Here is a 539-nt window from a genome sequence, read left to right on the forward strand (position 1 = left end):
GGTTGTGGTAAAGATTGTATGATATTTTTGTAAAAGACAAAGAGGGCGTATTTTTGTAATATGTCTAAAGTATTAACAAAAGTAAACTGCCCTCATTGTCAAGGTACAAAGGTAGTGAAAAATGGTCGTAAAAAAGATGGAACACAAAATTTTTTGTGTAAATCTTGTGGTAAGCAGTTTCAACAGGCTTATCGGTACAAGGGAGCAGACCCTAAAATTAAACATCTGATAGTAAGTATGTTATTAAGAAATAGTGGCATACGAGATATTGCAACGGTCTTACAAGTCAGTCGTGCTTGTGTGTTAAATCAGCTACTTAAACAGTCTGAAAAGTGTGTGATAACTCCCAAGCAAAAGCACTACAAAAGTGTTCAAATTGACGAATTTTGGTCTTATGTTCAGCATAAGAAAAAGCACAAGCGATGGCTTTTCTATGCCTATGCTCCTGAAACGAATGAAGTCTTAGGCTATGTGATAGGCAATCGCAGTGCTAAAACAATTAAAAAACTACTTCAAATGCTTAAAGATATTGAAATTGA

The 539-nt window shown here is 34.7% G+C and carries 1 protein-coding gene; it reads left to right on the forward strand.

The features are described 5' to 3' along the window. Positions 1 to 60 precede the first annotated feature (60 nt). Positions 61 to 539, forward strand: a 479-nt coding sequence (locus Rain11_RS13800) for an IS1 family transposase (RefSeq protein WP_101359949.1), incomplete at its 3' end; no start/stop codon positions are given.

Origin of the sequence: Raineya orbicola, assembly GCF_002843425.1 — a bacterium.
GTDB lineage: Bacteria > Bacteroidota > Bacteroidia > Cytophagales > Thermonemataceae > Raineya > Raineya orbicola.